General features: G+C 74.1%; 26 protein-coding genes. 21 read left to right on the forward strand and 5 right to left on the reverse strand.

The genetic code is table 11. From position 1 onward, the window contains the following. Positions 1-2 precede the first annotated feature (2 nt). From GD748_RS15005 to GD748_RS15055, 11 genes are all read left to right on the forward strand, one after another. Positions 3-800, forward strand: a complete 798-nt coding sequence (locus tag GD748_RS15005) for an isocitrate lyase/PEP mutase family protein (protein WP_226921414.1) — start codon at positions 3-5, stop codon at positions 798-800. 120 nt (positions 801-920) lie between these two features. After that, entirely contained in the window at positions 921-1,151 is a 231-nt protein-coding gene (locus GD748_RS15010) for a FitA-like ribbon-helix-helix domain-containing protein (protein ID WP_152196025.1), read from the forward strand. Next, on the forward strand, positions 1,138-1,533 hold the full coding sequence (locus tag GD748_RS15015; protein WP_152196026.1) for a type II toxin-antitoxin system VapC family toxin: 396 nt from the start codon (positions 1,138-1,140) through the stop codon (positions 1,531-1,533). Before GD748_RS15010 ends, GD748_RS15015 begins: the two co-directional genes overlap by 14 nt. A 60-nt stretch (positions 1,534-1,593) precedes the next feature. Then, positions 1,594-2,679 carry a winged helix DNA-binding domain-containing protein gene (locus GD748_RS15020; protein ID WP_226921460.1) on the forward strand — a complete coding sequence of 362 codons (1,086 nt, stop codon included), beginning with the start codon at positions 1,594-1,596 and terminating at the stop codon, positions 2,677-2,679. 214 nt (positions 2,680-2,893) lie between these two features. Beyond that, the gene (locus GD748_RS15025; RefSeq protein WP_152196028.1) at positions 2,894-4,531 is read left to right on the forward strand and encodes an ABC transporter substrate-binding protein; all 1,638 of its coding nucleotides are present in this window, start codon (positions 2,894-2,896) and stop codon (positions 4,529-4,531) included. Between the two features lie 57 nt (positions 4,532-4,588). After that, positions 4,589-5,566, forward strand: coding sequence for an ABC transporter permease (locus GD748_RS15030; RefSeq protein ID WP_152196029.1), 978 nt, complete (start codon positions 4,589-4,591; stop codon positions 5,564-5,566). Further along, positions 5,563-6,426: an ABC transporter permease gene (locus GD748_RS15035; RefSeq protein ID WP_152196030.1), complete on the forward strand. Its 864-nt coding sequence runs from the start codon at positions 5,563-5,565 to the stop codon at positions 6,424-6,426. The genes GD748_RS15030 and GD748_RS15035 overlap by 4 nt, the downstream gene beginning before the upstream one ends. Continuing rightward, positions 6,423-8,042 carry a dipeptide ABC transporter ATP-binding protein gene (locus GD748_RS15040; RefSeq protein ID WP_152196031.1) on the forward strand — a complete coding sequence of 540 codons (1,620 nt, stop codon included), beginning with the start codon at positions 6,423-6,425 and terminating at the stop codon, positions 8,040-8,042. The genes GD748_RS15035 and GD748_RS15040 overlap by 4 nt, the downstream gene beginning before the upstream one ends. Next, on the forward strand, positions 8,039-9,226 hold the full coding sequence (locus GD748_RS15045) for a dipeptidase (RefSeq protein WP_152196032.1): 1,188 nt from the start codon (positions 8,039-8,041) through the stop codon (positions 9,224-9,226). Before GD748_RS15040 ends, GD748_RS15045 begins: the two co-directional genes overlap by 4 nt. Positions 9,227-9,307: 81 nt before the next feature. After that, positions 9,308-10,609, forward strand: a complete 1,302-nt coding sequence (locus GD748_RS15050; protein WP_152196033.1) for a lactonase family protein — start codon at positions 9,308-9,310, stop codon at positions 10,607-10,609. Between the two features lie 87 nt (positions 10,610-10,696). After that, positions 10,697-11,698, forward strand: coding sequence for a toll/interleukin-1 receptor domain-containing protein (locus GD748_RS15055; RefSeq protein WP_152196034.1), 1,002 nt, complete (start codon positions 10,697-10,699; stop codon positions 11,696-11,698). Positions 11,699-11,793: 95 nt separating this feature from the next. Here the strand turns inward: GD748_RS15055 and GD748_RS15060 are convergent, their stop codons facing one another. Beyond that, positions 11,794-12,594: an ABC transporter permease gene (locus tag GD748_RS15060; protein WP_152196035.1), complete on the reverse strand. Its 801-nt coding sequence runs from the start codon at positions 12,592-12,594 to the stop codon at positions 11,794-11,796. Next, a complete protein-coding gene (locus GD748_RS15065; RefSeq protein WP_152196036.1) occupies positions 12,587-13,600 on the reverse strand; it encodes an ABC transporter ATP-binding protein in 1,014 nt (337 codons plus the stop codon). Before GD748_RS15065 ends, GD748_RS15060 begins: the two co-directional genes overlap by 8 nt. Positions 13,601-13,693: 93 nt before the next feature. Between GD748_RS15065 and GD748_RS15070 the strand changes: the two genes are divergently transcribed. The 3 genes from GD748_RS15070 to GD748_RS15080 all read left to right on the forward strand — a co-directional run bounded on the left by GD748_RS15070 (position 13,694) and on the right by GD748_RS15080 (position 16,377). Beyond that, positions 13,694-14,398, forward strand: a complete 705-nt coding sequence (locus GD748_RS15070; protein ID WP_152196037.1) for a helix-turn-helix domain-containing protein — start codon at positions 13,694-13,696, stop codon at positions 14,396-14,398. A gap of 134 nt (positions 14,399-14,532) precedes the next feature. After that, positions 14,533-14,958, forward strand: coding sequence for a DUF1801 domain-containing protein (locus GD748_RS15075; protein ID WP_152196038.1), 426 nt, complete (start codon positions 14,533-14,535; stop codon positions 14,956-14,958). A 174-nt stretch (positions 14,959-15,132) separates the two neighbouring features. Continuing rightward, positions 15,133-16,377: a hypothetical protein gene (locus GD748_RS15080; RefSeq protein WP_152196039.1), complete on the forward strand. Its 1,245-nt coding sequence runs from the start codon at positions 15,133-15,135 to the stop codon at positions 16,375-16,377. Positions 16,378-16,414: 37 nt separating this feature from the next. Here GD748_RS15080 and GD748_RS15085 read toward each other — a convergent pair whose 3' ends face one another. Next, positions 16,415-16,729: a DUF1905 domain-containing protein gene (locus GD748_RS15085; protein ID WP_152814804.1), complete on the reverse strand. Its 315-nt coding sequence runs from the start codon at positions 16,727-16,729 to the stop codon at positions 16,415-16,417. 169 nt (positions 16,730-16,898) lie between these two features. Between GD748_RS15085 and GD748_RS15090 the strand changes: the two genes are divergently transcribed. From GD748_RS15090 to GD748_RS15110, 5 genes are all read left to right on the forward strand, one after another. Then, positions 16,899-17,753 carry an SDR family NAD(P)-dependent oxidoreductase gene (locus GD748_RS15090; RefSeq protein ID WP_152196041.1) on the forward strand — a complete coding sequence of 285 codons (855 nt, stop codon included), beginning with the start codon at positions 16,899-16,901 and terminating at the stop codon, positions 17,751-17,753. 99 nt (positions 17,754-17,852) lie between these two features. Continuing rightward, positions 17,853-19,223: a tetratricopeptide repeat-containing protein gene (locus tag GD748_RS15095; protein WP_152196042.1), complete on the forward strand. Its 1,371-nt coding sequence runs from the start codon at positions 17,853-17,855 to the stop codon at positions 19,221-19,223. Then, positions 19,220-20,128, forward strand: coding sequence for a hypothetical protein (locus tag GD748_RS15100; protein ID WP_152196043.1), 909 nt, complete (start codon positions 19,220-19,222; stop codon positions 20,126-20,128). Before GD748_RS15095 ends, GD748_RS15100 begins: the two co-directional genes overlap by 4 nt. Next, a complete protein-coding gene (locus tag GD748_RS15105) occupies positions 20,121-20,933 on the forward strand; it encodes a toll/interleukin-1 receptor domain-containing protein (RefSeq protein WP_152196044.1) in 813 nt (270 codons plus the stop codon). The genes GD748_RS15100 and GD748_RS15105 overlap by 8 nt, the downstream gene beginning before the upstream one ends. 24 nt (positions 20,934-20,957) lie before the next feature. Beyond that, positions 20,958-21,413 (forward strand): hypothetical protein, encoded by a 456-nt coding sequence (locus GD748_RS15110; protein ID WP_152196045.1) that lies wholly within the window; start codon positions 20,958-20,960, stop codon positions 21,411-21,413. Here GD748_RS15110 and GD748_RS15115 read toward each other — a convergent pair. Then, a complete protein-coding gene (locus GD748_RS15115; protein ID WP_152196046.1) occupies positions 21,407-21,781 on the reverse strand; it encodes a MerR family transcriptional regulator in 375 nt (124 codons plus the stop codon). The genes GD748_RS15110 and GD748_RS15115 overlap by 7 nt on opposite strands. A gap of 61 nt (positions 21,782-21,842) precedes the next feature. On the opposite strand from GD748_RS15115, the gene GD748_RS15120 reads away from it, so the two are divergent. Both GD748_RS15120 and GD748_RS19605 read left to right on the forward strand, forming a co-directional pair. Further along, on the forward strand, positions 21,843-23,240 hold the full coding sequence (locus GD748_RS15120) for an MFS transporter (protein WP_152196047.1): 1,398 nt from the start codon (positions 21,843-21,845) through the stop codon (positions 23,238-23,240). A 3-nt stretch (positions 23,241-23,243) separates the two neighbouring features. Next, a complete protein-coding gene (locus tag GD748_RS19605) occupies positions 23,244-23,417 on the forward strand; it encodes a hypothetical protein (RefSeq protein ID WP_193312969.1) in 174 nt (57 codons plus the stop codon). Here GD748_RS19605 and GD748_RS15125 read toward each other — a convergent pair. After that, a complete protein-coding gene (locus GD748_RS15125; RefSeq protein ID WP_152196048.1) occupies positions 23,383-23,883 on the reverse strand; it encodes a TIGR03668 family PPOX class F420-dependent oxidoreductase in 501 nt (166 codons plus the stop codon). The genes GD748_RS19605 and GD748_RS15125 overlap by 35 nt on opposite strands. Positions 23,884-23,904 lie beyond the last annotated feature (21 nt).

Below are 23,904 nucleotides of genomic sequence, written 5' to 3' on the forward strand. Positions count from 1 at the left end.
GTGTGCCTACCGAGAACCCGGCCGACCGGTTCCGCGACCTGCACCGCCCAGGGGCGCCGCTGCTCATGCCCAACGCCTGGGACGCCGGGTCCGCGAAGATCCTGGCCGAGCTCGGGTTCGCGGCCATCGCGACGACGAGCAGCGGCTTCGCCGCGACGCTCGGACGGCACGACGGCGACATCACCCGCGAGGAGGCCCTGACCAACGCGGCCGCCCTCGTCCACGCGGTCGGGATCCCCGTCTCGGCCGACCTGGAGAACGGGTACGCCGACGACCCGGTCGGCGTCGCCGAGACCGTCCGGCTCGCGCGGGACACCGGCCTGGCAGGCTGCTCGGTCGAGGACTACACCGGCCGCGACGACGACCCGATCTACGCCGTCGGGCCGGCGCGCGAGCGAGTCGAGGCGGCGGCAGAGGCATCCGGGTCGATGGTGCTCACCGCCCGGTGCGAGAACTACCTGCACGGCCGGCCGGACCTCGGCGACACCCTTGCCAGGCTCCAGGCCTACCAAGAGGCAGGCGCCGACGTGCTCTACGCGCCCGGCCTGACCGACCTCGGCGAGATCCGCACCGTGTGCGCCGAGACCGACCGACCGGTCAACGTGCTGCTGGTCCGCGGCGGGCCGGCGCCCGCGGAGCTCGCCGACGCCGGCGTGGCCCGGATATCGGTCGGCGGGACCTTCACGTGGAACGCCTTCGCCGGGCTGGTCGAGGCGGCCCGCGAGCTGCTCGACGGCGAGACCGGCTTCCTCGACCGCACCGGGCCCGTGCGAGAGGTCATCGACGCCGCCTTCGGTTGAGGAGGGGCGTGAGCCGGCCGAGCAGCGTCGTGTCGCCGCCCCAACGGTGAAAGGGGCAGCCTGGCGTCACCGACCGCAGCGGGGGTTGCAGGTCGGCGCTGGTGGCGCCAAACTGGCGCCATGGCGACAATTCAGATCAAGAACGTCCCGGAGGAGACGCACGCCGTCCTCCGGCAGCGGGCGGCGGCCGCGCACATGTCGATGCAGGAGTACCTCCTCAGCCGCATGATCGAGGAGACCTCACGACCGACCATGGATGAGGTGCTCGCCCGGGCGGGCGGGCGGGCCGGAGGGGCGGTCCCGCTCGCTGACGCGGTGTCGGTCCTGCGGAGCGAGCGTGCTCGTCGTTGACGCCAGCGTGCTTGTCGTCGCGCTCGCCGACGACGGCAGGGACGGTGACCACGCGAGGAGGCGGTTGCACGGCGAGCGGCTCTTCGTCCCGGAGCTCGCCGACCTCGAGGTCATGTCCGTCCTGCGGCGCCACCTCGAAGCAGGGCGACTCGACCAGCGACGCGCCCGCCTCGCCCTCGACGACCTGGTTGCTCTGCCCGCCGATCGCGCACCGCACGCGCCGCTGCTCGACAGGGTGTGGGAGCTGCGGGGAGATCTGACGGTCTACGACGCCGTCTACGTCGCGCTCGCCGAGGCGCTAGGCGCCGTCCTGGTCACCGGCGACCGGCGGCTCGGCAGGGCACCGGGCCTGCGATGCGCGGTGGAGATCCTGGAGCCGTAGGTCGTCACCCAGGTGGGTGGCCGGTGTGCGACAGACTGGTGGGATGGAGGCCTCGTGGCGATGACGCGCGCGGCGGTGCTGCGCCGCAGGCTGGCGGTCCAGCGTCTGTCCGGCGCCGGCCTGCGGCGCCCGTCCGACGTGGTGCGGCTGCTGACGTGCGTCCAGGCCCAGGAGCACCCCCACGCGCTGTGGTCGCTCGGTATGCGCACGAGGGACGCCGATTTCGCTTTGCTGGCGGCGGCCTTCGACGCCGGGGACTTCCTGCGCACCCACATCCTGCGTCCCACCTGGCACTTTGTGGCGCCGGAGGACCTGCGCTGGATCGTCGATGTGACCAGCCCCCGCGTCCTCGACCGGATGCGGGGCCACCTCGCCCGCCAGGGCCTGGAGGACGACGTGATCCGGCGCGGCGCGGAGGTGCTGCACCGGATCCTCGCCGGCCGGACCGCCTTGACCCGCAAGGAGATCGGGCGGCACATGGCCGCCGCCGGGCTGCCCGCCGCCGGCCTGCCGCTCGGAGACCTGCTCCTGACGAACGAGCTGCGCGGGGTGATCGTCAGCGGACCGATGCGAGGCGCCGCGCACACCCACGTGCTCACGGACGAGGTGGTGGCGCCGTCGCCCGCGCTCGACCGGGACGAGGCGCTCGGCCGGCTGGCGCACCGCTTCTACGCCGGGCACGGACCGGCGTCCGTGAAGGATCTGACCCGCTGGGCGAGCCTGACCCAGGCCGACGCGCGCCGCGGGATCGACGTCGCCGGCGGGGCGCTGGAGCGGGTCGAGGTCGACGGCGTCCCGCACTGGTTCGACCCGGCGGTGCCGTCGCGGACCGGCGCCGGGAGCCCGACGGCCGTCCTCCTGCCGACCTACGACGAGGTGGTCCTCACCTACCCCGCGCTCGGCTTCCCGGTCCTCGACGGGCACCCGCACGGCCCCCGCGCCGATCCGGCGGTCGACCCGTACGCGGGCACCGTGCTCGTCGACGGCGTCAACGCCGGCTCCTGGAAGCGTCGCACCGCCCGCGAGACGGTGGAGATCGAGCTCCGGCTCGCCGCGGGCGTGACGCCCGGGCAGACCGCGGCGGTCGAGATGGCGGCCGACCGGCTGGCCGGCTTCCTCGGCCTGGCGCGGACGGTGCCGGCATAGGCCTTCGCTGCTCTTACCAGCACCGTGACCGTGCCGCAAGGATCTGCTGCCGAACGGGCGTCGGGTCTCGCGCCCCGGACGCCGGTCGCGCTGGACGTCCTACGTGACGAGAACGCCGAGCCCGGGCGGGATTGCGACAACGTCACGGACCTAACGTCACTCCCAGCCGCCGTGCGCCCACCCGGGGCGCAGCCGGACAACCTTGGGAGCCACCATGAGCCACCGCCGCCGCATCGGCACCGCCGCCGCCCTCGCCGCCACCGCGGTGATGGTCGCCGGCTGTACGGCGAGCGCTCCCACCGAGCGGTCGACAGCCACCGGTCCGCAGTTCGGGGACACCCTGAAGTTCGGGATCCTCGCCCCGCCGAACGCCGTCGACCCCCACCTCGCCGGCAACTACTCGGAGGGGATCCTGGCGGTCAACCTCGCCGACAAGCTGACCTATCTCAACCCCGAGACCAACGAGGTCGAGCCCTGGCTCGCGACGTCGTGGGAGCCGAACGCGGACCTCACCAGCTACACCTTCACCCTGCGCGAGGACGTGACGTTCAGCGACGGCACGCCCTTCGACGCCGAGTCCGTCAAGGAGAACTACGACCTGCTGGGGCTGGGGGACCCCGAGCTCGGCGTGCCCGCCCTGAGCGAGATCGTCCCGGGCTACGTCGGCTCCGAGGTGCTCGACGAGCACACCGTCCGCATCGACTTCGACCGTCCGAGTGCGGCGTTCCTGCGCAACACCTCTCACTTCAACGCCGGCATCCTCGCCAGCTCCACCCTCGCGCTGACGAGCGAGGAGCGGGGCGACTTCGAGAACATCGTCGGCACGGGCCCCTTCACCATCACCGGTCACGAGCCCCAGGGGACGACGGAGCTGACCCGGCGGGACGGCTATGAGTGGGCGCCCCCGTCCCTGGAGCACGACGGCGGCGCCTACCTCGACGCCGTCGAGCTCATCGTGATCCCCGAGGCCCAGGCCCGCACCGGCGCGCTGCGCTCGGGCGAGGTCGACGCGATCCTCGACGTCCAGCCGACCGACGAGGCGGCGCTGACGGAGGAGGGCTACGGCATCTCCTCCCAGCTGATCCCCGGCAAGACGAACGCGTTCAACCTCCTGCTCGACAAGGCGCCGACCGACGAGTGGGAGGTACGTAAGGCCATCCAGCTCGGGTGGGGCCGGGAGGCGCTGCAGGCCACCGCGCTCAGCGACAGCTACACGGTCGCCACGTCGATCATCAGCGAGCAGGTCGACGGGCACGTGGACCTCAGCGAGGAATACCTCAAGTACGACCCGGAGCAGGCGGTCGAGCTCCTCGAGCAGGCCGGCTGGACCGAGGTGGACGAGGACGGCATCCGCGTCAAGGACGGCGAACGGCTGGAGGTCGACGTCCTCGCGCTCAACGTCGCCGTCACCAACCGCCCCGCCTTCGAGCTCGTCCAGCAGGACCTGCGAGAGATCGGCCTCGAGCTGAACCTCGCCCTCCTGCCCAGCGCCGAGTGGGGCCCCGAGCGGCAGAACAACGACCAGGACTGGAACGTCATCCAGTACACCCAGTCCGGCGCGGACATCACCGTGCTCGACGAGGTCTTCTCGCCGGCCCGGACGAACCTGTCCGAGCTCGACGCCGACGAGTACGCGGACCTCACTGCGGCTCTCGACCGGCTCAACACGACCCTCGACCCCGAGCTCCGGGCCGAGTACGCCGCCGAGGCCCAGGAGCTCGTGGTCGACACCTACGCGCTGTCCGCCCCGATCTTCAATCTCGCGCAGGTCGTCGCGGCGGCACCGACCGTGCACGACATCGGCTTCGACGCCCTCGCCCGGAACCACTTCTACACCACCTGGCTCGGCTGACGAGACGGGTCCGATGGCTGCGGGGCCCACCGGCTCCGCAGCCGGCGAGGGGGCAGCGTGCGGTACGTACTGCGACGCGTCGGTCAGGCGGCGCTCGTTCTCTGGGCCGCCTACACGGCGACCTTCCTCCTGCTGTACGTCCTGCCGGGCGACGCCGTGGACCAGCTGTTCGACCCCACGCGCATCTCCGCCGCCACCGCGGGGGAGAAGGAGCAGATGCGGGCGTACTACGGGCTCGACGACCCGCTCGTCGTGCAGTACCTCGGGCGGCTGGCCGCGGCACTCCAGGGCGACCTCGGGCTCTCGATCCAGACGGGCCGCCCCGTGACGGAGGAGCTCGCCCGCGTGCTCCCCGCCACCCTCGTGCTCTCCGGGTTCGCCCTCGCCCTGGCCGTCGTGCTGGCGCTGGTTGTCGCAGTCTCCGCGGTGGTGACGACCTCCCGCCGGTGGCGCAACGCGCTGCTCGCGCTGCCGCCGGCCGCGGTGTCGATCCCCGGCTTCGTCATCGGTCTGGTGCTGCTGCAGGTGTTCTCCTTCCAGCTCCACTGGTTCCCCTCGATCGGCGACCAGGGCCTGACGACCCTGGTGCTGCCCGGGGTGGCGCTCGCGATCACCGTGTCGGCGCCCATCGCCCAGCTCCTGGCCGGCAACCTCCTCCACGAAGGCGACCAGCCCTATGCCACCACCGCGGCCGCCAAGGGGTTCGGCCGCATCGCCGTCACCCTGCGTGAGCTGCTCCGCAACGCCACCCTGCCGGCGTTCACCATGGCCGGCCTGGTGCTGGGCAACCTGCTGGCCGGCGCGATCATCATCGAGACCGTGTTCTCCCGGACCGGCATCGGGCGCCTGGCCGAGACGGCGGTGCGCACGCAGGACATCCCGGTCGTCCAGGGGGTGGTGCTGCTCGGGGCCTTCATATTCGTGGCCGTGAACCTCGCGGTCGACCTCGTCTACCCGCTGCTGGACCCGCGCCTGCGGACGGGCCGCCCGGGGACCACCCGCACCGCCGCGCGAGTGGAGGCGGTGCGGCTATGACCACGCTGACCGGGCGGGCGACCCGCCCCGCCCCCGGCACCTCCGCCGTAGGGGCCGTCACAGCCGCGCTGAAGGACCGGCGCGCCGTCCTCCCGGCGGCGGCGGTCCTGGTCCTCGTCCTGCTCTGGGCCGCCGTGCCGGGCCTGTTCACCGCGGCCGACCCGCTGCGCGGCGTGAGCGAGGAGAGCCTGCAGCCACCGAGCGCGCAGCACTGGTTCGGGACCGACCGGCTCGGGCGGGACCTGTTCACCCGCGTCGTCCACGGGACGCGCACCACCCTCACCGCCACCTTCCTGGCCGTGCTGGTCGGCGGGCTCGTCGGCGCCCTCCTCGGACTGGTGAGCGGCTTCGTCCGGGGCTGGCCCGACGCCGTCCTCATGCGCGTGGTCGACGTCCTGCTCGCGATCCCCGGGCTGCTCCTGGCCATGACGGTGGTGACCGCGCTAGGGCACGGGACGAACGTCGTCGCGATCGCGGTGGGGGTCGCGGCCGTCCCGTCCTTCGCCCGCGTGATGCGCTCGGAGGTGCTGCGCGTCGTCGGCACCGAGTACGTCGAAGCCGCCTACCTCACCGGTGGTCGACGCCTGTCCGTGCTGTGGCAGCACGTGCTGCCGAACGCCGCCCGGCCCGTGCTGGCGCTCGCGGCCCTGGAGTTCGGCGCCGCCGTGCTGGCGGTGGCCTCGCTGGGATTCCTGGGGTACGGCGCCCCGCCGCCCCAGCCGGAGTGGGGGCTGCTCGTGGTGGAGGGCAAGGACCTGCTGGCCTCCCACCCGTGGGTGTCCCTGCTGCCCGGGCTCGTGATCGCGCTCACCGTGCTCTCGGCCAACCGGCTGAGCAACGCGCTGGGGAGGATGGGATGACCGCACTGCTGAAGGTCAGTGACCTGCACGTGAGGTACGGCGGGCTCGCCGCGCTCGACGGGGTCGACCTGCGCGTCGACGCCGGCCGGCTCGTGTCGGTCGCCGGGGAGTCCGGCTCCGGCAAGTCCAGCCTCGTGAGCGCCGTCCTCGGCCTGCTCCCGGCCGGTGCCCGGTCCTCCGCTGCCACCGTCGAGCTCGGCGGCCGGTCGGTCGCGTCCCTCGGCCGCCGCGAGATGGCTCGGCTGCGCGGGTCGTTGGTCGGGTACATCCCGCAGGACCCGGGCGCCTCGCTCAACCCGGTCAAGCGGGTGGGAACGCAGGTCGCGGACGCGATCCGCGTGCACCGCCGCCTGCCGCGCCGGACGGTCGACGCCCTCGTCCTGGCCGGGCTCGCGGACGCGGGCCTGTCCGACGTCGAGCGGATCGCGCGCGCCTACCCGCACGAGCTCTCCGGCGGCATGAAGCAGCGGGTGCTCATCGCGATCGCCCTGGCCAACGACCCGGCGCTGCTGATCGCCGACGAGCCGACGTCCGCCCTCGACGTCACGGTGCAGCGCACCATCCTGGACCACCTGCAGCGGCTGCGCTCCGAGCGTGGTCTCGGCGTGCTGCTGGTCACGCACGACCTGGGCGTGGCCGCCGAGCGGTCCGACCACATCTACGTCATGCGACGCGGGAGGGTCGTGGAGGCCGGACCCGTCGCCGCCGTGACCGGCGCCCCGGCCGAGAGCTACACCCGCCGGCTGCTGCAGTCCTCACCCACGCTGCGCTCGCCCCGCCTGCGCCCCGCCCGCCCGGCGACGGCGCACACCGGTGAGCCGGTCGTCGTGGTGCGCGGGGCGGGGCGCACGTTCCCGGCCCGTACCGGTGGCACGGACGTGACCGCCCTGAGCGGTGTCGACCTGGTCCTGCGGCGGGGCACGACCCACGCCGTCGTGGGTGAGTCGGGTGCCGGGAAGTCCACTCTGGCGCGGGTCGTCGTCGGTCTCGAACGGCCTGACGCCGGCAGCGTCCACGTCCTCGGCCGTGAGATGGCCGAGCGGTCCACCGCGAGCTGGCGCGCGGCGCGGCGGCACATCCAGCTCGTCCATCAGAACCCGTACTCATCGCTCGACCCGCGCATGCGCATCGCGGACATCGTCAGCGAGCCGCTGCGCCACCTCGGGCAGGTCCGGGACCGCCGGGCCGGCCGTGGCCGAGCCGAGGAGCTGCTCCAGGCGGTCCACCTCGATCCCGCGTACCTCGGCCGGCGGCCCGCCGAGCTCTCGGGCGGCGAGCGCCAGCGGGTGGCGATCGCCCGCGCACTGGCTCTGCGCCCGGAGATCATCGTGCTCGACGAGGCGGTCTCCGCGCTGGACGTCGTCGTCCAGGCCAGCATCCTGCAGCTGCTCGCGGACCTGCAGGGCGAGCACGGCACCTCCTACCTGTTCATCACCCACGACCTGGGCGTGGTCGCCCAGATCGCCGACGACGTCACGGTCCTGCGGGCCGGGTCCGTCGTCGAGTCCGGCCGGAGCGAGCAGGTCCTCGACGCACCGAACGAGCCGTACACCCGCCAGTTCATCGACGCCACGCCCCGTGCCGTCGCCGCGCACAAGGAGAAGGAGCAGGTATGAGTACCGACAGGACACTGATCATCGACGGGCACGTGGACGTCCTCGCCGTGGACGGCGAGTACACCTTCCCCCTGGACGCGGCCATCGCGGGCGGGCTGGCCGCGGCGGTCATCCCGGTGCGGGCGGGGCTGATCCCGCGGAGCGCCGCGCCCGGCGCCGGCGCCGCGGAGCACGAGCAGTCGTTCGCCGCCATCGAGCGCGTCGTCGCCGGCTCGGGCGGGCGGGCGGCCGTCGCCCCGACGCCCGACGCGGTGGTGGACAACGCCGCCGACGGAGTGTTCTCGATCGTCCTCGGTTTCCAGAACGCGCGGCCGCTCGCCGACCTCGCCGCGATCGAGCGCTGGCTCGACCGCGGCGTCAGCGTGTTCGACTTCGGGTTCATCGGCAACAACCGCTGGGCGACGTCCTCGCGCCCGTACCCCTACGCCGGCGTCGACGTCGACCACGACGGGCTGAGCCCCGCCGGTGCCGAGGCCGTCGCGCTGCTCAACGAGCGCCGGGTCGTGCTCGACACCGCCCAGGTCTCGCCCCGGGCCAGGCAGCAGATCGTGGAGCTGTCCACCGCCCCGGTCCTGGCCTCCCACAACGGGCTCCGGGCCAAGGTGGGCGAGGCCGACCGGACCATCGGCGACGACGAGGTGCGCGCCATCGCCGAGAAGGGCGGCGTCGTGCAGATCGTCGCGTTCGACGGCTACCACACCCCTCGCGGCGACCACCCGCGGGTGGTCGCCGACATCCGCGAGCTGCGGGAGCGGTTCGGCCTGCGCGCGCACGTCGGGCCCTCGGACTACTACGCCCTGCTCGACCAGGAGACGGCCGGCTGGGACGAGCAGACCTTCACCGACTACTTCCGCGAGTACCACGCCAAGGTGCGGCACGACTGGCCGCGCACCGATGTGGAACGGCTGATCGACTCCGTCGACCACGTCGCCGAGCTGGTCGGCGTGGACCACGTGGGCCTGGCGTCCGACTTCCATCACGGCGGGGGAGTGGCCGGGTGGCTCGACCACACCCAGACGCCCCACGTCACCGCCGCGCTGCGTCGCCGCTACGACGAGACCGACGTCGCGAAGATCTGGGGCGGCAACCTGCTGCGCCTGTGGCGAGAGGTCCGCGCGGACCGGGAGGCACCCGTGGGGGCGGGAGCTCAGCCCCGGCGCGCGGCAGGACCGGGCCGCTGGTAGGTTCCGTGCCAAGTCCCTCGGGACAACGTCCAGGGGACCAGGACACAACGACGTGTCCGTGGCGGTAATGGGGGTCGCCGCATGTCCTCTCCGACGAGTTTCGACGAGCTCACCCTGGACCGGCGCCAGTTCGGCGCCCTGGTCGCCGGCGCGGCCCTCGTGCCGGGCCTGATGGGCCGGGACGAGAAGCCTGAGGGCCGGCGCCACGGCCATCCGCCGGGCCGGCGGCGGCGCGTGGCGTTCTACGCCTCCACCGGACCGGAGCTCATGCGGTACCACGTCGACAGCCGGGCTCTCGCGCTGACGCCTGGAGGGTTTGTCACGCTGCCCGCCGCGATCCAGTACGCGTGGCCGCACCCGTCACGGCGGCTGCTGTACGCGGCGTACAGCGACCGCGCCGGAACGAACCCGGGCACCGTGCACGGCGTGGCCACGTTGCGCATCGACGACCGGGGCGACCTGCGGCTCGTCGGGGCACCGCTCGAGCTGCCGAGCCGGCCGATCCACATCACCGTCGACGCCGAGGGCAGGTGGCTGCTGGCCGCCTACAACGACCCGAGCGGGGTGGAGGTCTACCGGATCGACGACGGCATGCCCAGCGAGCTGGTCGTCCAGCCGGAGCCGATCGACGCGGGCGTGTACGCCCACCAGGTCCGGGTGACACCGTCGAACCGGACGGTGATCCTGCCGACCCGCGGCAACGACGCCACCGACACCACACCCGAGGACCCGGGCGCGCTGAAGGTGTTCGACTTCGTCGACGGCCGGCTGCTCGACGAGCGCTCCATCGCCCCCGACGGCGGCGTCGGATTCGGCCCGCGCCACGTCGACTTCGACCCGCGCGGGCGCTGGACGTACGTCTCGGACGAGCGCGCCAACGAGCTGAGCGTCTTCCGGCTGCGCGCCGGCACGCTGGCCGAGTCGCCGTCGTACAGCCTCAGCACGCTGCGCTCGCCGTCGTCGCCCCAGCTGCCCGGCCAGGTGGCCGGACCGATCCACGTCGCCGACGACGGGCGCCACGTCTACCTCGCCAACCGCGCCGACGCCACCACCGAGGTCGACGGTCAGCAGGTGTTCGCCGGCGGGGAGAACAGCATCGCGGTGTTCCGCATCGACCGGGAGAGCGGCCGGCCGAGACGGATCCAGAACGCCGACACCGAGAGCTTCCACGTGCGCACGTTCGCGCTGCACCCCGACGGGCGCATGCTCGTGACCGCGAGCGTCGCGCCGATGCTCGTGCAGCGTCGCCGCCGCGTCCGTACCGTCCCGGCGCGGCTGACCGTGTTCCGCATCAGGGACGACGGACGGCTGGACCTCGTGCGCACGTACGACGTCGACACCACCGCCGGGACGCAGTTCTGGTGCGGGATGGTCGCCTACTGAGCCGCCGGCCCGAGGTCCGGTCCAGCCCTTGCCGAGGCCGCGGTGACGGCGGGATAGTTGTGCGTACGCGTGAGGGGCTGGTGCGACATGCGCGTCTTCCTCAGCTACCGGCGCGAGGACACTGCCGCCCACGCCGGCCGGCTCGCCGACGGGCTGCGTCGACGCCTGGGACGGTCCGACGTCTTCATCGACGTGGCCGGGATCCAGGCGGGCAGCGAGTTCGACGCCGCCATCGCGGAGGCGATCGGACGCAGCGACGCCGTGCTCGTCGTCATCGGGCCGCGCTGGCTCTCCGCGCGGGATGCCGACGGGCGCCCGCGGCTGACCGACCCGCAGGACTACGTGCGCCGCGAGGTCGCCGGTGCGCTGGCGCGCTCGCTCCGGGTGGTGCCGGTACTGGTGGGCGGTGCCACGCTGCCGAGCGGCGCGGACGTTCCGGACGATCTCGTGCCGCTGGTCCGCCGGCAGGCCGTCTCCCTCGACGACGCCACCTGGCAGCGTGACGTCGACGCCCTGGTCGACGTGCTCCGTGGTCGGCAGGCGGAGCGGCCGCGCCGGCGGGCGTGGCCGCTCGTGGTCGGCGGCGTCCTGGTGGGGGCCGCGGCCGCGACGGCCGTCGTCCTGCTCCTCCGGCCGGACACCGGTGGTGGCGACGGCGAGACGGCCGTGCTGGCCAGCTGCCCGGACGCGGACGACGGCTGGACCCGGCTGCTGGGGCCGGGCGCGACGGCGTCCGGCCGGGTGGACGAGGGCGATGCCGGTTCGCTGGACTTCACCGTCACGGACGTGTTCGCCCAGGCCCGTGAGGACGGCAGGTGGGAGGTGGTGATTACGTCCGAGCTCGCGAACAACCTGGGCGAGCTGCGCGAGCACGGGGACTGGGTCTACGACCAGCTCGAGGTGGATCGCCAGCCCTACGAGCAGAAGACCTGCTTCTCGGTCGAGGCCCGTTATCCCGAGCCCGGGCAGCGCAGCCGGGGCCGGGTGGGGTTCGAGGTCGGGGACGACCCGGCCAAGGGTCTGCGCCTGGTCGTTCAGGACAGCGACTACTCCCGCGACTTCACGTTGACCACGGCCGCGTCGCCGTGAGCGGCACCCGGAGGGCGGCCGACCCGTGCCCGCTCACCTTGACCAGGGCCGCGTCGACCTGAGCGGCGCCCGAAGCGAGGCCGGCCCTTGCCCGCTCACTGCCGGCGCACGAGCGCCCGGAGCGTGATCGCGAGGCCGGCGAGGCACCACAGCGCCAAGACCACCAGGTCGCGGCCGGACGCGGTGAAGGTGTCCGAGGCCAGGCCCGCCCGGAGCAGGTCCGCGCCGGCCCGCACGGGCAGGACGTCGTGCACCGTCTGGAACCATCCCGGGAGCTGGCCGGCGGGGAACGTGATCGGGGAGAACAGCAGGACGAAGAAGACGAGCACCTGGGTCACGAGCTGGGCCAGCATCGGCGGGAGCGCCACGGCGATCGCGTAGCCGACCGCCGTCGCCATGACCGTGACGAGGACCGTCGCGGCGATCAGCAGCGGCCAGTCGAAGGCGAGTGCGAGGTCGTAGCGCAGCTGGGCGACCAGTACCCCGACCGCCACGCTCGGCATCCCGATGAGCAGCCAGATCGTGAGGTCGGCGGCCAGCAGGAGCGGGCGGGGCAGGGGGAGCGAGCGCATGTAGTTGAACGTGCCGTCCGTGCGGGCCCGGGCCACGCCCTGCGGGACCAGCACCAGCCCGATCGTCAGGAGCAGGACGGTGGGTGCCCCGGTGGACAGGAACAGCGCCGTCGCCGGGTCGATGTCCGGGATCAGGAAGCCGAACCCGATGATGATCCCGCCCGCCAGGAGGAACTGGACGATGACGACGAGCGGCAGCAGGGCGCCGATCTGAGCGACCTGCCAGCGCAGGAGCGTCCGGTACGAGGTCCACCAGGGCGCCGCGGACGGCGCCAGCGGCTCGGCCGGTCGGGCTGTGGTTGCCGGGGCGAGCGACTCAGACATGGGCGGACTCCGTCCGGGACGTGGTGGGCTCGGGTGCTCCGTCGGATGCGCCGTCGGGCGCCGGGGAGGTGAGCGAGAGGTAGGCGTCCTCGAGGGTGGCCGGGCCGAGGCTGTAGCCGTCGATGCGCTCGCGCTCGCGCAGGGCGCCCGCCCAGGTGACTGCGGCGGCGGCCTGGTCGGTCGGGATGGTGAGCAGGACCCGCCGTCCCGCCCGCGTGCGCCGCAGCGGCGTCAGCGGGACGGTGGCGTCGTCCGTCGTCGGGTCCTCGCCGTCGGGCGCGAGCTGCAGCTCGAGACGGAGGGCCGAGTCCTGGGTGCCGCGCAGCCGGGCGGGGGAGCCGGTGGCGACCACGCGGCCGCGGTCGAGCACGACGAGGTCGTCGACGATCCGTTCGGCCTCCGTGACGTTGTGGGTGACGAGCAGGACGCCGGCCCCGGCGTCGGCGCGACGGCGCACGGCCGCCCACAGGAGCCGGCGGCGGGCGGCGTCGACGTCGTTCGTGGGCTCGTCCAGCACGAGGACCGGGGTGGGGGCGGCGACGGCCATGGCGAAGGCGGTCAGGCGCCGGACGCCGCCGGACAGGCCGCCGCCCTCGGGCTGGGCACGCTGGTCCAGCCACGGCTCGATGTCGAGCTCCGCCCCGAGCGCCTCGGCCGCCGCCCGCGCTCGGGCCTGGCTCAGGCCGCGGATCCGGCCCGCGATCTCGACGGCGGCGCGCGGCGTGAGGCCGTCGAGAGGGGCCTGCGCCTGGGGCTGGAGGGCGACGTGCCGGCGCGCCGCGGCGGGGTTGCGCACGGCGTCGACCGTCCCGACCCGGATGGTGCCGGCGTCCGGGCGGAGCAGCCCGACCACCTGCGAGATGAGCGTGGTCTTGCCCGCGCCGTTGTGGCCGAGCAGTCCCACCACCTCGCCGGGGCGGACCCGCAGCGAGACGTCGTCGTTGGCCACCACGCTGCCGAAGCGGCGCGTGAGGCCGGTGACGCGCAGGACGTCGTGAGCGTTCATGAGGCTTCTCCGAGATACCGTGAGTATGTCGATACTGAAAGTATTCGGATACCTGGGGTACGTCAAGAGCTGGAACCTCCCTATGCTGGGTGGATGGCCCGGCTTCCCGCACCCATCTCGCGCCAGGACCGTCAGCGCCAGACGCGCGAGGCGCTGGTCTTCGCCGCGCGGGCCGTCTTCGCCCGGGACGGCTACCACGGCGCGCGCCTGGACGTCATCGCGCGTGAGGCGGGGTTCTCCAAGGGGGCGGTGTACTCGAACTTCACCGGCAAGGCCGCGCTGTTCCTCGAGGTGATGGACGCGAACCTGCAGGCGGCGAGCGCCGACGGCGGCTGGGACGTCTTCGAGTCGTCGCCGCAGGGCGGGGCGGGGGCCGTCCCGACCGAGGAGATCCAGGAGGCCGTCAAGGGCTTCGCGCTGGCCACGCTGGAGTTCATCGCGACGGCGGCGCGCGACGTCGACCTGGCCGCGCAGCTGCAGACGCGGATGCAGGCGCTGGCCGCCGGGTACGCCGCGGTCGCGGCGCAGTCCCGGCCCGAGTCGGAGACCATGCCGCCGGAGGAGGTCGGAGCGCTGCTCACCGCCCTCGACCAGGGCGCCGCGCTGCTGACGCTCAGCGGCAGCACCGCCATCGACCAGCGGGTGCTGCGCACCGGGATGCGTCGTCTGCTCGATCCCGCCCGGGCCGCCGAGGAGCCCGAGGCCGACGGCGACGACGAACCGGCCCTGCACGACCGGGTGATCCGCGAGCGGATCGCCGCGACGGTGCGGGAGTGGCCGACGTCCTCCACGCCGTAGGTCGGAACCCTGCGACGGTCGGGAGAGGACGAGCCGGGGAGCGCGCGTGCACGCGCCGCTCGGGAGGCTGCGACAGTCCGGAGGGCACGAGCCGGGAGCGCCCGTGCACCCGCCGCTCGGGCAGACTTGGGCACATGGACAACACAGTCGCCGCATTCCTCGACGGCGTCACGCCGGCGAAGCGGGCGCGGGACGCGCGCACCCTGGTCGAGCTCTTCCAGCGCGTGACCGGGCTCGAGCCGGAGCTGCACGGCACGATCGTCGGGTTCGGCACGTACCACTACCGCTACGACAGCGGACGCGAGGGCGACGCCGCGGCCTCGGCGTTCGCGCCGCGCAAGGCGGCGACGTCGATCTACCTCCCGGACGGCGTCGGCGCGCACGCGACGGCGCTGGGGCAGCTCGGCCCGCACACGACAGGTGTCGGCTGCCTGTACATCAAGGACCTCGAGCAGGTGGACCTCGCCGTTCTGGAGGGCATCCTCGCCGAGTCCTTCGCCCGGGTGTCGGCAGGGAGCCACTACACCCAGCGGGCGCGCGAGGGCAGTGAGGAAAGCTAGCCCCGCCCGCGAGGGCAGCGAGGAACGCTGAACCCGCCCGCGACGGCAGCAAGGAACGCTGAACCCGCCCGCGACGGCAGCGAGGAACACTGAACCCGCCCGCGAGGCGATGCCGGCCGCCGGCGAGGTCTACCGTTTCTGCCAGCGGCGTCGTCCGTGCGGGAGGAGGTCGTCGTGCCGCCGATCGTCATCGTCGACGTCCACCCGCACCGGCACGTGGTCCCGCGGGCGCTGCGGCCGGTCGCCGTCGTGGCCGGCGGGCTGCTCTACGCCGCGGGCCTGGTGGCGACCGTCGCGTTCGTCGCCCTGGGGTTCGTCCTCGCGGCGTGGCAGTTCGGCAGCGAGCGCGACCCCGAGCAGCTGCCCCTCGGTCCGGGGCGTGCGCTCGGGCTCTGGCTCGCCGCCGGCGCGGTCATGGTGCTGGGGCTGCGGTACGGGCGCCGGCTCGTGCGCGGCCGGCGCGCCACGGTCCTTTACCTGCGGCGCTTCCGCGACGACGCGTCCATGGCCGCCGTCACGGGTGCCGCCCGCCGCTCGCTCGGCGGGCGGTGGCGCCTCGTCTCCCTCGACGACGCACGCCTCGTGCCCGTCGGCCTCTCGACGGCGACCAGCGGCCTGTTCTCCGCCGGTCGCTTCGCGGCTCGCGTCCCGCGCGCCCTCGCGGTCGTCTGGCGGCGCGCCTTCCTCGTCGCCGTCGTCGTCGCGGCCGTCTCGGGGTTCCTCTTGTACGACCAGGGCGGCGTCGAGGCACTCCTCGCGCCGTTCGACCTCGACGGGACGATGACCTTCCCGCTCGTCCCGCGGCCCGCCGTCGAGCTGACGTGGGACGCGTCCGGGGCCTTCTTCGTCTCGGTCGTCGCCATCGCCCTCCTCGGGCAGGCGACGATCGTCGCGATGGTCGTGATGTTCGGTGTGCTCGTGCTGATGCCGCTGGTCGTGGCGGTCTCCTCGTGGTCGCAGGCCGAGACGTGGGCCAGGGCGAACGTGCGCCTGCGGGCGACCGGCTCGTCCGACGTCGACCGCGCGCTCGCCGTCCTGCGGCAGATGGAGAAGAAGATCCTGGCGCCGCGCCTCGTCGTCCTGACGGTGGCCACGCCGATCTGGCAGGAGACCGTCCGCCGTCTCGCCGCGGCGGCGGACGCCTGCCTCGTCGACGTCTCCGAGCCGAGCGCGAACGTCGTCTGGGAGCTCGAGCACCTGCGCGGGCTGGACGTGCCGTGCCACTTCGTGGGGGAGCGGCCCGACCTGGAGCGGCTCGCGCGGGCCGCGGTTGACGGGTCGGACCCCGCCGCCGCGCATATCGCCGACCTGCTCGCGGGCCGGGAGGTGCTCGCCTACACGACCGACCGCCGCGGCCTCGGCCGCTTCGCCGGCGAGCTGCGGCTGACGATGGACTGCCCGGTGCGTGCGACCGCCTGACCCTGGGCCCTGAACCGCCTCGGGACCGCGGGGGAGCTCAGTGTGCGTCGACCAGATCGAGCCGCACGTGGACGACGTCGCCGGGCTCGAGCCGCTCCGCGCGCCGGACCGCCTGCTTCACCGGCAGCATGTACGTGCGCTCCTGCTTGCTCGGGAAGATCGACGTGCGCCACGTCGTTCCGCCGACGGTGACCTCGACCCGCACCGAGCCGAAGCCGCGGGCGAACCGGGCCATCAGCTCGTCGATCTCGTCCGCGACCTCCTCGGGGAGGGAGACGAACGTCCACGTGTCGGCCTGCCGGGCGTCCCAGACCCACAGCGGCGCGTCGAACTCGTAGGGCACGCAGGGCATGCTGTCGCCCGCACCGGCGCGCGTCAACGCGGTACCAGTGGGGGCTCGTCGTGATGGTCGGCGACCGCCGGTCCCGGGGACGGTCGCCGCCGGGCGGGAGCGTCGTCGTGACGGGCGGCGCCGGCCGGTTCCCGGGACGGTCGATGGCGGGCGGGAGCAGAATTGGGCGATGACAGCCGCCGGCTCACGGGTCGTCCTGGTCACGGGCGCGTCGACAGGTATCGGCCACGCCGCCGTCGCGCACCTGGTCCGGGCCGGGTTCCGGGTGTGGGCGACGGTGCGCCAGGCGGCCGACGCCGAGCGGCTCCGGGCTGAGCACCCCGGCAAGGTGCGGACGCTCCACATGGACCTCCTCGACGACGACTCCGTGCGGGCCGTGGGCGAGGAGGTCTGCGCCGCCGGGGCGCTGCACTCCGTCGTCAACAACGCCGGGGCGGCCCTGCCCGGACCGCTCGAGCTGCTGCCGGTCGAGGTGCTCCGGCGCCAGCTCGACATCAACCTCGTGGGGCAGCTCGCGGTGACGCAGGCGGTCATGCCGGCGCTGTGGCAGGCACGCGAGGCGGGCGACGAGCCGCGCATCGTCATGCTGGGTTCCATCGGCGGCCGCATCGCCGGGCCGGTGCTCGGGCCGTACCACGCGGCGAAGTTCGGGCTCGTCGGCCTGACGGACACGCTGCGCGCCGAGCTGGCACCGTTCGGGATCCGCGTCGTCCTGGTCGAGCCCGGCGTGATCGCCACCCCGATCTGGCAGCGGGGTCTCAGCAGCGGCGACCAGCTCACCGCGGGTCTGCCGACCGGGCTCGGCCGCTACGGCCGCCAGGCCGAGAGCGCCCGAGCGTCCGCGACGCGAAACGCAAGGCACGGCGCCGCCCCGGAGCTGGTCGCCCGCGCGATCACCGCCGCCGTGACGGACCGTCGGCCCCGGCCGCGGGTGCTCGTGGGGCGCGACGCCAAGGTCACCGCCGCCCTCGTGCGCATGCTGCCGGCCCGGCTCCTCTACCGCGTCACCGCCGCCCGGCGCTGAGGCCGGCACTCTTGCCACGCGCCGCCCGCGGGTAGATCGTGGACTCAACGTCGGGCCGCGACGGCGCGGCCCGCCCGCACCCCGGGCGGAGGTGCAGCGTTGCCGGAGCCGGTCGCCTTCATGGTCATGCCCTTCAACCGCAAGCCCACCGGCCGCGGCGAGGCGCACGTGCCCTCCCAGGTCGACTTCGACCTGCTGTGGTTCCGCGTCTACCGGCCGGTCCTCGCCGATCTCGGCTACCGCCCGATCCGGGCCGACGCCGACGTCGGAGCGCTCATCATCACCGAGATGATCCAGCGCCTCGTCCTCGGGGACCTCGTCGTCGCCGACGTCTCCCTGCCGAACGCCAACGTGTACTACGAGGTCGGGGTCCGCCACGCCGCCAGCCGGGTCGGCTGCGTCCTCGTCGCCGCCGAGTGGGCGCAGCCAGTCTTCGACATCGGTCAGATGCGCCAGGTCCGCTACCCGCTGGACGACGGCGCCCTGCCGTCGGAGGCGGCCGACCGGGCCAGAGCGGCCCTGGCGGCGGGTCTCGGCCCGCTCACGGAGGGGATCTCGCCGGTGTACACCGCCGTCCCCGGGTACCCCTCGACCGTCGACCGTGCGAAGTTCCCCGCGTTCGCCGATCTCGCCGACGAGCTCATGGCCTTCGACGCCGACGTGCGGACCGCCTACCTCGCGTCCGCGGTCGAGCGCCGGGACCGGGCGCTGGAGGTGGTCGAACGGCACGGGCACAAGAACACCGTCCGGCACGCCGACGCCCTGCTCCTGCTGCGGGTGCTGCGCGACCTCGTCGGGTGGCGGCCCGTGCTCGACTACATCGCCACGCTGCCGCGCGCCGTCGCCGAGCACCCCCTCGTGCTCGAGCAGCAGTGCCTCGCCCTGGCCAAGAGCGGCGACGTCGCAGGGGCCGCCGCTCGCCTCGTCGCCGTCATCGAGCGGCACGGCGAGACGTCGGAACGGCTCGGGCTGCTCGGCGGCCGGTACAAGCAGCTCTGGCGCGAGGCGACCGACGCCGCCGAGCGCCGCCGGTACCTCGACCTGGCGATCGACGCCTACGAGCGGGGCACGCAGGCCGACCTGAACGACTACTACCCGGCCAGCAACCTGCCGCTGCTCTACCGGGCACGGGGCGCCGACGGCGACGCCGCCCTGGCCGCCGACGTCCAGGCCGTGACCATGGCGGCCTGCCGGCGCACCCTCGCGCGCGGCTCGGGCGACGAGTGGGTCCGCTCGACGATGCTGTCGATGGCCTTCCAGCGCGGCGACGTCGCCGCCGCCCGCGAGCTCGCGGCCGCGGTGGCCCTGGAGGGAGCCGTCGCCTGGCGGCTCGGTACCACCGTGCAGGACCTGCGCGACGCCGTCGCCGGGCAGGAGGACGACGCCGTGCGAGCCGGGCTGGCGGCGGTCCTGGACGAGCTCGACGACCTGCTGCCGCAGCAGGTTGCCGGCGGGGGAGCCCGGCGATGACGGCCGTGGTGCGCCGCGTGGCCGTGACGGCGGACCTGGGCGCCGCGCTCGGCGACGTCGTCGAGGTCGGCGGTCGCGCCGTCGTCGTCCTCGTCGGTGGGGCCGGCGGCATGGACGCGGATGCGCTCGACGCCGTCACCTCGCTGCTGACCGACCACGTCGTCCCGCTCGTCGTCGCCAACGACGGCGTCGTCGTCGACGGCGGCACCGACACCGGCGTCATGCGCGCCATGGGTCAGGCACGGACGGCCGCGGCATCGGCCTTCCCGCTCGTCGGTGTGGTCGCCGCGGGGACGGTCGTCCTGCCCGGGGAGCCGCAGCGTCCCGGGGCGTTCGACACCGAGCCGCGGCACAGCCACGTCATCGTCGTCCCCGGCGAGGACTGGGGCGACGAGTCCCGCTGGCTCGACCGGGTCGCGGCGCTGCTCGCCGGGCCTCGGCCGTCGGTGACCCTCCTCCTCAACGGCGGCGCCATCGCCGCCGCCGACGCCGCCCGCAGCATCGCCCGTGGCCGCCCGGTCGTCGTCGCCGCCGGGACCGGTCGCCTCGCGGACGCCGTCGCCGCGGCCGCGGTCCACACCGGAGCTGCCGCCGGCACCGCTGGAGACGTCGCCGACACCGACGCCGACGCCCGCGCGATCGCGGCGTCGCCGCTGACGAGGGTCGTGCCCGTCATCGACGGGGCCGCGCTCGCCGCGGCACTGGCGGAGGTCCTCGGGCAGGAGCGTCCACAGCCTTCCGCGGCCGGAACCCCTTCTGAGCACGGGGATCGGCTCGTACAATTCGACCAACCGACGGAGGCGGACATGGACGTCGCTCGAGATCGTCCCGCGCGGGACGACGTCGGCCTCGGACCCGCCGACCTGGCACTGGGGCGCACCACCTCGGGGGCCGGCGATGACTGAGAGCATGCGGGCCCCGGCCACCGAGGCGGCCGCCACCACCGCCCGCAAGATCTTCATGAGCTACGCCCGGCCGGACAAGGAGCTCGTGCAGCGGCTGCGCGACGGGCTCGCCCGCCTCGGCCACCAGGTCTGGATCGACGACCGGCTCACCGGCGGACAGCAGTGGTGGGACGAGATCCTCCGGCAGCTGCAGGCCTGCGACGTCGTCCTCGTGGCGGTCTCCCCGGCCCTGCTGGAGTCCGAGGCCGGCTCCGTCGAGCGCGGCTACGCCCGTGCGCTCGGCAAGTCGCTGCTCCCGGTCATGATCCGGCCCGTGCCCACGGCCGTGCTGCCCCGCGAGGTGGCCGCCATCCACATCGTCGACTACTCGAGCCCCAGCGCCGAGGCGGCGTTCGAGATCGCCGACGCGGTCGCCCGCGCCCCCCGGTCCGCCGCCCTGCCGGACCCCCTCCCGGCGCCGCCACCGGTGCCGCTGACCTACGTCAACGACCTCGCCGAGCGCGTGCACCGGCCGTCGATGTCCCTCGACGAGCAGCTGGCGACGGTCGCCCGGCTGGAGGAGGCGCTCGCCAAGGAGGTGCACCGCGGCGCGGCGCTGCAGCTGCTGCGGGCCCTCGCGAACCGGCAGGACCTGTACAACCTGCCCGCCCGCCAGATCGAGCAGCTCCTCACGGCGAACGACGGCGCCGGCGTCGAGCCGGGCTGGTACCGCGACCCCACGCACCGGTTCCCGTTCCGGTGGTACGACCACGACTGGAGCGACTGGGTCAGCACGGGGCACGACGTCGTCAGCGACCCGCTCTGAGAGCACCGTCCGAAGGGGAACGTCATGAGCACGGACCGACCGCACTTCCCGCCCCCGACCGAAGGGCCGTTCGGACCCGACCCCACGGCCGGCCCCAACCCCGCGCCCGGCCCGAACCCCGTGCCCGGCCCCACGGGCAGGACCGGACCGACCCCGTACCCGGCCGGTGGCGGGCAGGTCCCGTATCCGACCGGGGACGCCACGGTGCGGCCTCCCGGCCCGGTCGGGGCGTCGCGGGACAACCTCGGCACGATCGGCCTCGTCGCCGCCATCGCCGGCGTCGTGCTGTCCTGGGTGCCGCTCCTCGGACTCGCCGGCGGGGTCGTCGGGGTGGTCCTGGCGCAGAAGGGCAAGGCTGCCGCGCTGCAGGGGCGGGCGAGCAACCTCGGCGTCTCCAAGGCGGCCCTGATCGTCGGGATCTGCGCGATCGTCCTCAGCGTCCTGATCCTGATCGGTCTCGCGTCCTCGGGTTACTACTGAGCCACCAGCGCCGCGTGCTCGGTGCGCGCGAGAAAGCCGAGGATCGTCTGCCGGGTGCGCGTCAGGCAGTCGATGCGTGCGTCCAGCTGGGTCAGCTCGGCCACCAGCAGCTGCGCGACGTCGGCGGTGCAGGTGGCGGCGAGCTCCGGGGCTCGTTCGCCCTCGAGGTCGAGGAGCACGCTCACGAGGCGCGTCGGCACCCCGGACCGGATGAGCAGGGCGATGCGGTCGACGAGCTCGACGTCGGCCTCGGTGTAGGCGCGGTAGCCGTTCCCGGACCGCTCCGGCCTCAGCAGTCCCTGCTCCTCGTAGTAGCGCAGCAGTCGGGTCGCCACGCCGGTCCGGCGGGAGAGCTCGCCGATCTTCACGTCGTCTCCTCGAGAAGGGGGGTTGACCTTCACACTGATGTGAGAGTTTAGCGTCCTCGTCATGGACACGTCATCCCTCTCCACCGGGCCGCGGCCCGCGGTCGACGTCGGTGCAGGCGTGCCGTGGCGGAGCCTGCTGGTCCTCGCCGCGGTGACGTTCGTCGTCGTCTCCGGCGAGATGCTGCCGACCGCGGTGCTGCCGTTCATGGCGGCCGACCTGGGCGTGCCGGTGCCGCAGGTGGGCCTGCTCGTCTCGCTGTGGGCGGTCGTCGTCGTGCTCGCGAGCTTCCCGCTCGTCCGGCTCATGGCCGGGCGGGACCGACGGCGCACGGTGGCGGCCGCGCTCGTCGTGTTCGGGGGCGCGAGCCTGGGCACCGCGCTGGCGCCGACCTTCGCGGCCGCGCTCGGCACGCGCCTCGTCGCCGCGGCGGCCTGCGGGCTGCTCTGGGCCACCGTCAACGCGCACACCGCGGCCATCGTCCCGGAGCACCGGCTCGGGCGGGCCGTCGCGGTCGTGCTCGGCGGCGGCACCCTCGGGACGGTCCTCGCCGTGCCGGCCGCCAACGCCGTCGCCCAGCTGTGGGACTGGCGCGCCGCCTTCGTCGTCCTTGCGGCGCTCAGCGCTGCCGGGACGCTCGCCGTCGCGCTGCTCGTCGTGCCGGGCACGCTGGAAGGTGGCGAGACGCCCGGGAACCCGGCGGCGAGGGCGGGGGCAGAACCGGGCGCGGCCCGCGCCGTCGTCCACCTCGCCGCCGCCGGCGGGATGCTCGCGGCCGGGCACCTCGCGGCTTTCACGTTCGTCACCGCGGTCCTCGCCAGGTCGGCGGTGGACCTGGGCGTGCTGCTGCTGGTGTTCGGGGTGACCTCCGGGCTCGCGGTCGTCGTCGTGGGACGCGTCGCGGACCTGGGTCCCCGGCGGGTGTTCCTCGTCGACGCCGCCCTGCTCGCCGGGGCGCTCCTGGCGCTCGCGGCCGTGGGCACCTCGGCGGGCGCCGACGTGGCGATCGTGGCGATCTGGGGCCTGGTCAGCGGGGCCGCCATGCCGCTCGCTCAGACCGTCATCATGCGCGCCGCGGGTCCCGCGCTCCGCACGGTCGCCGGGACGACCATCCCGGTCGTGTTCAACCTCGGCGTCGCCCTCGGGGCGGCGGCCGGCAGCGGCGCCGTCGACCGGCTCGGGGTGCAGTCGCTGCCGTGGCTCGCCGGCGCCCTAGCCCTGCTCGCGACGGCGGTGGCCGCCGGGACGGTGCGGCGTCGCCGGCCGTCGCGGCGTCGCCGGTCCTCGACGTGGCACGGCGGCGTCCCCGACTTCCCCCGGTGCTCACCCAAGGCCCGCGCGGTCGCTCAGGGTCCGCGACGAGCAGCCGTTCGTGCCATGTGCGGACGGCGCCGGAGACGTCTCGACCGGCAGCGGGTACCTTGTTGGCAACGAGCCTCAAGCGATCAACGAGGGAGGTGACCGATGACCACCGCCTACAGTCCGCGTCCGATGGAGGACGACGCTCACCTCGAGCCGTTCGTGGTCACCCGCAAGGAGGTGTCGGCCGCCAAGCTGCGTATCGACACCGATCGCCGTCTGGGCCGTGAGACACCCGATTGGATCAAGCGGGTTGCCGAGGCGAAGCGCGCCTCCTGATCTCGCGTGTCGGGTCGCTCGCGCTCCACGCGTGCCACGACGTCACTCCGATGCGGATGAGGGGGCCGGCGGGCGGCACCTCGGCGTACTGCGGGTACTTCGCTGCCAGCTCCGTGAGTGCGGCGTGGACCTCAGCTGTATCGGCCAGGTCCGTGATGCTTGCCGGTCCGTCCGCCCGGACCCACCAGAGCGCCGACCAGTCGTTGTCGTAGCGGTCGACCAGCAGGCTCACCGCCGGGTGGGCGGCGATGTTGGCGAGCCGCTGCAGGCGGCGGGTCGACTTGGGCTTGTCGTCGACGGCGGACCAGACGACGTCGCCGTCGACCGCGAACGTCACCGGCACGATGTGCGGCTCGCCTGCGGGGGTGAGCGAGGCGAGCCGGGCGACCCGGGCAGCCGCGAAGCGCGCGCGTGCTTCTTCGGCGCGACGAGCTCCGGCGTCGTCCACAACGCCCACGGTCTTCATCGACGGCTCCCTTCCCAGCGT

Origin of the sequence: Georgenia subflava (assembly GCF_009193155.1) — a bacterium.
In the GTDB taxonomy this organism is placed as follows: domain Bacteria; phylum Actinomycetota; class Actinomycetes; order Actinomycetales; family Actinomycetaceae; genus Georgenia; species Georgenia subflava.

Bases quoted from the DNA above. Each gene is read 5' to 3' on its own strand.
- GD748_RS15050 (WP_152196033.1), top strand. From the start codon at position 9,308: ATGTCCTCTCCGACGAGTTTCGACGAGCTCACCCTGGACCGGCGCCAG.
- GD748_RS15055 (WP_152196034.1), top strand. From the start codon at position 10,697: ATGCGCGTCTTCCTCAGCTACCGGCGCGAGGACACTGCCGCCCACGCC.
- GD748_RS19605 (WP_193312969.1), top strand. From the start codon at position 23,244: ATGACCACCGCCTACAGTCCGCGTCCGATGGAGGACGACGCTCACCTC.
- GD748_RS15120 (WP_152196047.1), top strand. From the start codon at position 21,843: ATGGACACGTCATCCCTCTCCACCGGGCCGCGGCCCGCGGTCGACGTC.
- GD748_RS15010 (WP_152196025.1), top strand. From the start codon at position 921: ATGGCGACAATTCAGATCAAGAACGTCCCGGAGGAGACGCACGCCGTC.
- GD748_RS15065 (WP_152196036.1), bottom strand. From the start codon at position 13,600: ATGAACGCTCACGACGTCCTGCGCGTCACCGGCCTCACGCGCCGCTTC.
- GD748_RS15085 (WP_152814804.1), bottom strand. From the start codon at position 16,729: ATGCCCTGCGTGCCCTACGAGTTCGACGCGCCGCTGTGGGTCTGGGAC.
- GD748_RS15025 (WP_152196028.1), top strand. From the start codon at position 2,894: ATGAGCCACCGCCGCCGCATCGGCACCGCCGCCGCCCTCGCCGCCACC.
- GD748_RS15060 (WP_152196035.1), bottom strand. From the start codon at position 12,594: ATGTCTGAGTCGCTCGCCCCGGCAACCACAGCCCGACCGGCCGAGCCG.
- GD748_RS15090 (WP_152196041.1), top strand. From the start codon at position 16,899: ATGACAGCCGCCGGCTCACGGGTCGTCCTGGTCACGGGCGCGTCGACA.
- GD748_RS15110 (WP_152196045.1), top strand. From the start codon at position 20,958: ATGAGCACGGACCGACCGCACTTCCCGCCCCCGACCGAAGGGCCGTTC.
- GD748_RS15105 (WP_152196044.1), top strand. From the start codon at position 20,121: ATGACTGAGAGCATGCGGGCCCCGGCCACCGAGGCGGCCGCCACCACC.
- GD748_RS15040 (WP_152196031.1), top strand. From the start codon at position 6,423: ATGACCGCACTGCTGAAGGTCAGTGACCTGCACGTGAGGTACGGCGGG.
- GD748_RS15020 (WP_226921460.1), top strand. From the start codon at position 1,594: ATGACGCGCGCGGCGGTGCTGCGCCGCAGGCTGGCGGTCCAGCGTCTG.
- GD748_RS15100 (WP_152196043.1), top strand. From the start codon at position 19,220: ATGACGGCCGTGGTGCGCCGCGTGGCCGTGACGGCGGACCTGGGCGCC.
- GD748_RS15035 (WP_152196030.1), top strand. From the start codon at position 5,563: ATGACCACGCTGACCGGGCGGGCGACCCGCCCCGCCCCCGGCACCTCC.
- GD748_RS15075 (WP_152196038.1), top strand. From the start codon at position 14,533: ATGGACAACACAGTCGCCGCATTCCTCGACGGCGTCACGCCGGCGAAG.
- GD748_RS15070 (WP_152196037.1), top strand. From the start codon at position 13,694: ATGGCCCGGCTTCCCGCACCCATCTCGCGCCAGGACCGTCAGCGCCAG.
- GD748_RS15125 (WP_152196048.1), bottom strand. From the start codon at position 23,883: ATGAAGACCGTGGGCGTTGTGGACGACGCCGGAGCTCGTCGCGCCGAA.
- GD748_RS15045 (WP_152196032.1), top strand. From the start codon at position 8,039: ATGAGTACCGACAGGACACTGATCATCGACGGGCACGTGGACGTCCTC.